This window comes from Streptomyces murinus (assembly GCF_002154555.1).
Classification (GTDB): Bacteria; Actinomycetota; Actinomycetes; order Streptomycetales; family Streptomycetaceae; genus Streptomyces; species Streptomyces murinus.
Genome location: NZ_MUNF01000833.1, coordinates 1 through 5151, shown reverse-complemented (window position 1 = coordinate 5151; position 5151 = coordinate 1). Strand labels below are relative to the sequence as shown.

Annotated in this window: 6 protein-coding genes and 1 pseudogene; 5 read left to right on the top strand and 2 right to left on the bottom strand. The window is 74.8% G+C overall.

Features of this window, described 5'->3' with window-relative positions; all coding sequences use genetic code 11:
• Positions 1–746: 746 nt before the first annotated feature.
• Together CCN72_RS35625 and CCN72_RS35620 are read left to right on the top strand one after the other, a co-directional pair.
• Entirely contained in the window at positions 747–1997 is a 1251-nt protein-coding gene (locus CCN72_RS35625; RefSeq protein WP_086812519.1) for an amidohydrolase family protein, read from the top strand.
• Positions 1998–2024: 27 nt separating this feature from the next.
• Complete coding sequence (locus CCN72_RS35620; RefSeq protein WP_086812517.1) at positions 2025–2681, top strand: SDR family oxidoreductase; 657 nt, start codon at positions 2025–2027, stop codon at positions 2679–2681.
• Between the two features lie 40 nt (positions 2682–2721).
• Here CCN72_RS35620 and CCN72_RS35615 read toward each other — a convergent pair whose 3' ends face one another.
• Positions 2722–2934 (bottom strand): hypothetical protein, encoded by a 213-nt coding sequence (locus CCN72_RS35615; RefSeq protein ID WP_086812515.1) that lies wholly within the window; start codon positions 2932–2934, stop codon positions 2722–2724.
• A gap of 125 nt (positions 2935–3059) precedes the next feature.
• Positions 3060–3284, bottom strand: coding sequence for a hypothetical protein (locus CCN72_RS35610; protein WP_037663336.1), 225 nt, complete (start codon positions 3282–3284; stop codon positions 3060–3062).
• Positions 3285–3597: 313 nt separating this feature from the next.
• On the opposite strand from CCN72_RS35610, the gene CCN72_RS35605 reads away from it, so the two are divergent.
• From CCN72_RS35605 to CCN72_RS40120, 3 genes and pseudogenes are all read left to right on the top strand, one after another.
• A complete protein-coding gene (locus CCN72_RS35605; RefSeq protein WP_143664322.1) occupies positions 3598–4290 on the top strand; it encodes a hypothetical protein in 693 nt (230 codons plus the stop codon).
• Positions 4291–4321: 31 nt separating this feature from the next.
• On the top strand, positions 4322–4879 hold the full coding sequence (locus tag CCN72_RS35600; protein WP_085566098.1) for a SigE family RNA polymerase sigma factor: 558 nt from the start codon (positions 4322–4324) through the stop codon (positions 4877–4879).
• Positions 4876–5151: pseudogene (locus CCN72_RS40120) on the top strand (hypothetical protein); the annotation flags it as partial. The gene CCN72_RS35600 and the pseudogene CCN72_RS40120, both read left to right, overlap by 4 nt.

Genomic DNA, 5151 nt, shown 5'->3' with positions numbered 1-5151 from the left:
CGAGCCGGTGGCTCGGGCGGGCGGACGCATCGGGCCGGGGCGGATCGTCACGGAAAGTAGCCGTCGTGGGGGCTGGGCGCCGCGGACGGGCATGGGCGGGCGTGGACGGGCGTGGACAGGTCACGTCGGTGCCGGACGGCGGAGCGCATCCGGCGGGTCGGGCAGGGCCGCGTCGGTACGGCCGCTCAGGCCGCGCTCGGAGGCCGATGGGGACCGGGGACACGCCGGAGCGCACCGGGGGGCGGGAGGGCCGTACGGCCGCGGCCGCGGGCTTCCAGGGGCCCACGGGCGTCTCCGGGTGGCCCGCGCGGAACATGTCGCCACGTCAGGCGGGCGAGCGACCGCGCCTGTACGGCCGCGCGAGGAAGGCCGGTTGACGCCGCGAGCGGGTACGGCCGCGCGGCGCGCGTCGGTGGCCGGGGGTGCGCGCCGGCGCATCCGCGTCGCACTCGCCGGTCCGCCGGGCGGGGCGCGCCGTAGCGGCTCCGGGGGGCGCCCTGGAGGCCGAAGGCCCCTGTAGGCCACGCCTGGACCACGCCGGTACGACTATTTCGCTCCTGCGCGACCTGTGCCGTTCGTCACCCTAGGCTCGACACGCCCTGTGTGATCTTGGGGCGCCCTGAGCCCCGGTCGCCGGTCACACCGCGTCACGGGCCCCCTCATGCCCTCGCCGAACTCCCCGAACCCCCCGAGCTACTCAGCCCCCGAACTCCTCCGACTCCGAACTCCCCCGATCTTGGAGCGCGATGCCCGACAGCCAGCCGCAGCCGCACCTGCCGTCGAACTCGTCGAATCCGTCGGGCGGTCTACTGCTGTGCGGGGCGCGGCTGACCGACGGCCGAACCGTGGACGTACGGCTGGGCGGCGGGCGGATCGAGGCCGTGGGCACCGCGGGCAGCCTGGCGCAGGGGCCGGCCCGCGCGGGCGCCCAGCGGGTGGACCTCACCGGCTACCTGCTGCTGCCCGCCCCGGCCGAGCCGCACGCGCACGGCGACACCGCCCTGTCCGCCGAGCGGCCCGGCCCGGCCTCCTGCGACCCCGAGGACGTCCAGCGCCGGGCCACGGAGGCGACGCTGCTCCAGCTGGGGCACGGGGCGACCGCCGTACGGGCACATGTGCGCGTGGGCGACGTACAGGGCCTCGGCGCGCTGAACGCCGTACTCCAGGCCCGGCGAACGCTGCGCGGGCTCGCGGAGCTGACCGCGGTGGCGATGCCCCGGCTGCTGACGGGGGTGGCCGGGGCGGACGGGCTGGCAATGCTGCGGGACGCGGCGAAGATGGGCGCCGCGGCGGTGGGCGGCTGCCCGGACCTGGACCCGGATCCCACGGGGTACGTGGAGGCGGTCCTGGAGGTGGCCGCGGAACACGGCCTGCCGGTGGACCTGCACACGGACGCCGCCGACCCGGCCCGGCTCTCCCGGCTCGCGGCGATGGCGGGTGGTCTGCGCCCCGGCGTGACGATCGGCCCGTGCGCCGGTCTCACGCGCCTGCCCGCCGAGGCCGCCTCCCGCGCCGCGGACCAGCTCGCGGCGGCCGGGGTGACGGTCGTGTGCCTGCCCCAGGGCGGCTGCGGCGGCACCGACCGGCGGGGCACGGCTCCGGTACGGCTGCTGCGCGCGGCCGGGGTGCGGACGGCGGCCGGCAGCGGCGCGTTGCGGGACGTGTCGAACCCCGTGGGCCGCGGCGACCCCCTGGAGGCGGCCTATCTGCTCGCCTCCGCCCACGGGCTGCGTCCCGAGGACGCGTACGACGCCGTGAGCGCGACGGCCCGCGCCACGCTGGGCCTGCCCCGGGTCCGGGTGGAGGCGGGGTTCCCGGCCGAGCTCCTGGCCGTGCGCGGCGACCATCTGCCGGGCGCGCTCTCCCTGGCGTACAGCCGGATCGTGATCCATCGGGCCCGGGTGGTGGCCCGTACGAGCGCGGTCCGGGAGTACTGCAACTCGGCGGCGGTCTCGGACCCGGGGCTGCCGAGGCAGGGGCGGGGCGAGGTGTCGTAGCACCGCCCGGGGCGTACGGTCTGAAGCATGCGCATTGTCATCGCTGGTGGTCACGGTCAGATCGCGCTGCGGCTGGAACGGCTGCTCGCCGCGCGTGGGTACGAGGTCGCGGGGATCATCCGCAAGCCGGAACAGAGCGACGATCTGCGCTCGGCCGGGGCCGAGCCGGTGGTGCTCGATCTGGAGTCCGCCTCGGTGGAGGACGTCACGGAGCTGCTGCGGGGCGCGGACGCGGCGGTGTTCGCGGCGGGCGCGGGTCCGGGCAGCGGTACGGACCGCAAGGAGACGGTGGACAGGGGCGCGGCGGTGTTGTTCGCGGACGCGGCGGTGCGCGCGGGCGTACGCCGGTTCGTGGTGGTGTCCTCGATGGGCGCGAACGCCGCGCACCAGGGCGACGAGGTGTTTGACGTCTATCTGCGCGCCAAGGGCGAGGCCGACGCGTACGTCACCCGGCAGAAGGACCTGGACTGGACGATCCTGCGGCCCGGATCGCTGACCAACGACGCCGGCACCGGGCTGGTCCGCCTGGAGGCGCACACCGGGCGCGGCATGATCCCACGCGACGACGTGGCCTCCGTACTCGCGGAGCTGGTGGACACCTCGGCGACGGCAGGCCTGACGCTGGAACTGACGGGCGGTTCGACGCCGGTGTCGGTCGCGGTGAAGTCGGTGGCCGGGAACTGACCCTTGGGCAGCGGGAGTTGCGGCGCGAGTTGAGCGCGTCTCAGAACAGCGGCAGCTGACCGGGGAACTCGGGTACGACGTATCCGTCCAACGTGGGCTGCGCGGCACCGAGTTGGGCCTGCCGCCGGGATCCCTCGCAGGAGACGAGCCGTACGTCCTCCCGCGTTCCGGGCGGATCGTGCCGCGCGAAGCGGCCCGCCACGACGGCGATCTCGCGGTGGCACACGGGGCAGGTTCTGCGGCGGGAGGACATACCGCCAGTGTGCCTGCTCCGGGTGCGCCGCCGGTCGCGCCCGCTTCAGGTGCGCGGCATCCGCTTCAGACGCGTGGCATCGCTCCAGCTGGGTGGCACCGCTTCAAACGCGCGACCGCGCGGCTTCAGGTGCGCGACTGGGCCTCCCAGCACTCGGGGCCGACCCCGCGCCAGTCGATCAGCGGCGAGTCCGCGACCTGCTCCGGCTCGATCTCCAGGCCGGCCCGCCGCAGGAACTCCACCAGGTCCCGCACATTGTGCGCGAGCCCCAGGATCTCCCCGTCCACCCGGACCCGCCGCCCGCCGCTCGGCGAGGGCAGCTGGACGACGATGGGTCGTTTCCCGGCCATGCCTCCAGCATCGTCCGGACCGGGGGCGGTCGCACCCGCACCGGGTTCTGGCTCTGGTTCCAACTCCGGGCCGGGTTCCGCCGATCGATATTCGCTCACTCGTTCGATTCTAGTGCCAATTCCGTGGACCGCACCGCGAAGTGATGCCGGTGGCGTGCAACCTGCCGGGCGTGTTCGGGAGTACCTACGGGCGGACGTCCAAGCGGCCACCGCTCCCGGTGGCCGCCGTAGGCCGACGCGCGGGCCCAGCGTGTCGGCCGTCGAGGACCGCCCGGCACGGCGCCGGGCGGCAGCTGTGAAGGAGAAATGCTCCGTGGCTCTCAGTTCTGCCAGGAAGGCAGCCGTGGCGGCCGTCGCGGTCGCCGCGCTCGGTGGGGTCTCGTTCTTCGGCGCGTCCGCGAGCGAGGCGGCCCCGGGCCCGGCCGGCCATGCCTCGTCCGCGCCCGCGCCCGCACCCGCCTCCGCCGTCGCCGAGCGGTCCGTTTCGGCCCATCGGCAGGCGCCCCAGGTGGTCACGCGGGTGATCGGCAAGGGCCGGGTGGACGGGCACCGTTGGTCGGTGGCGCTGGAGTTCCACCGCACCCTGCCCAAGGGCTACACCCTGCCCGGCCTGCCTGACGGCACCACGATGCCCGGTACGTCCCTGCTGTGCCAGCGCATGTACATCGGCGGCGTCCGCATCGACCACCAGGGCGGCCCCTGGTCCGACTGCCAGCCCGTCACCGGCACCAACGACCCCGCCCCCGCAGGCGAGATGGGCCTGTGGGGGCTCCACGACAAGGGGCTGGACGGCAGCCGCCTCATGGTCGCCAACCCCGAACCCGACGTCGCCTACGGCGTCATCACCCTCACCAACGGCCACCGGATCAAGGCCGAGACCGTCACCGTCCCCGGCACCACCTACCGCGCCTGGGCCGCAGCCATCCCCGACGGGCAGACCATCGCCGCCGTCGACCAGTACGACAGCCGTCACCACCAGCTCACCCACGACACCAACTGGCGCTGACCAGCCGGAAGAAGGACGGGCACCTCCTGCTGTGCAGCCAAGTGACCGCAAGGCCGCGGACAGCGGACCGGACGCGGAGTTCACCCGGTTCGTCGCCGCCCGTTGGCGGGCCCTGACCCATACCGCGTACCTGCTCACCGGCGACTTCCACGAGGCGGAGGACCTGGTGCAGACGACGCTGGCGAAGGTGTACCCGCACTGGCGGCGGCTGGACCCGGAGCGCGCCGAACACTATGTGCGCCGCGCCCTGGTGAACACCAACCGCAGCCGGTACCGCCGTCGCAGGATCACCCATCTCCTTCTCCCGTCGCTGCCCGACACCGGTCCCGTCCACGACGACGGGGCCGGTGCCGGCGGCGTGGACGTGTACGACGCCCTGGCGCGCGAACTCGCCGACCTGCCCGAGCGGCAGCGGGCGGTCGTGGTGCTGCGCTATTGCGAGGACCTGTCCGTCGAGGAAGTGGCGGACGTCCTCGGCTGTTCGGTCGGCACGGTGAAGAGCCAGGCGTCCCGGGCGCTGGCCAAGCTGCGCAGCCGGTCGTCCCTCACCCGCACCTACCCGGCCAGCCGCCCCGCAGAGGCACGATGACTCCAGACCACGGCCAAGAAGACTGGGCACGGGCGGCCTTCGCCCGCTCGCGCGAGGCGTACCCCTCGTCCCCGGCACCCGTCGACCGGATCCTGACCACCGCCCGCGCCCGCCGGAAGCGCCACCGTGCCGCGGCCGTCGTGGCCGCCGTGGCGAGTGCCGCCTGTGTCGTCGGCATCGGCCTGTCGGTCGCGTTCCTCGGGCCACAGTCTGACGCCGTCGCCCCCGCGCGCCTGCCCGCACCCCCCGCGAGCTCCCCGTACACCCCGGCT

What these genes read in the sequence shown, in the direction of transcription:
- CCN72_RS35625 (WP_086812519.1), top strand. Translation starts at nt 747, where the DNA reads ATGCCCGACAGCCAGCCGCAGCCGCACCTGCCGTCGAACTCGTCGAAT.
- CCN72_RS35620 (WP_086812517.1), top strand. Translation starts at nt 2,025, where the DNA reads ATGCGCATTGTCATCGCTGGTGGTCACGGTCAGATCGCGCTGCGGCTG.
- CCN72_RS35615 (WP_086812515.1), bottom strand. Translation starts at nt 2,934, where the DNA reads ATGTCCTCCCGCCGCAGAACCTGCCCCGTGTGCCACCGCGAGATCGCC.
- CCN72_RS35610 (WP_037663336.1), bottom strand. Translation starts at nt 3,284, where the DNA reads ATGGCCGGGAAACGACCCATCGTCGTCCAGCTGCCCTCGCCGAGCGGC.